This window comes from Nocardia sp. 852002-20019_SCH5090214 (genome assembly GCF_001665865.1).
Lineage (GTDB): Bacteria > Actinomycetota > Actinomycetes > Mycobacteriales > Mycobacteriaceae > Nocardia > Nocardia nova.
In genome coordinates, this window is the sequence record NZ_LZMK01000104.1 from 1 (window position 1) to 718 (window position 718).

Sequence of the window (718 nt, forward strand, 5' to 3'; positions counted from 1 at the left end):
GCGGCGGTGGCCTCACCGGTCCACGCAATATCGTGGGTGGCCATCAGGTGCCAGCCCAGCGCGACGGGGTTCTTCAGCGGCACATCCTGTGCCGGGCCGCCGTACATCGGGGCCGCCCACACCGCTGCACCGGCCAGCTCGATCAACGACGGCACACCCACCGCGACCGTGGCGATACCAGCGAGTTCGTGGTACTCGCCCCCCGACATCGTCGGGTTTTTCACGCTGCGATCCATCAGGCCACCGCCTCAGTAGCGGCGGCCTCGGCGTAGACGCGCTGCGCGGTGGCGTAGTTGCACCCCAGCTGGCGGCCGATCTCCGACCACGACAGCCCTCCACCGTCCCGCAGCTCGACCACACGCTCGGCCAGTTCGGCCGGGGTGCCGTCGAACTTGCGGCGCGAGAAGTCGTGCAGCGGAGCCGGACGCCCGTTCCGGGCGACCTGACGCAGCAAGTCCAGGGCCTCCTTGCGCTCGCTGGCCAGAGCACCGGTGGTCGGCATCCGCACCGACGCGAACACCCCATCGGTGACCGATTCAGGGCTCGCGAGAGCGAAAGCGGCGCACCGCGCCAGCATCGGGCAGTCCGCGCAGATCCCCTGCGCCTCATGCACATCGGCAGCAGCGGAGCTGAAAAACAGGTCCGGATCCTCGGTGCAGAGCACGGGCGGCCAGGCCACCGGGTGATCGACCTCGGGTGAATCGGAAATGGTGCGGGT

Annotated in this window: 2 protein-coding genes; both read right to left on the reverse strand. The window is 69.5% G+C overall.

The features are described 5' to 3' along the window. A partial coding sequence (locus tag A5780_RS08680) for a hypothetical protein (RefSeq protein WP_156769424.1) occupies positions 1-236 on the reverse strand: 236 nt, incomplete at its 3' end. Then, on the reverse strand, positions 236-718 hold a 483-nt coding region (locus A5780_RS08685), incomplete at its 5' end, for a WhiB family transcriptional regulator (protein ID WP_197521703.1). The genes A5780_RS08685 and A5780_RS08680, both read right to left, overlap by 1 nt.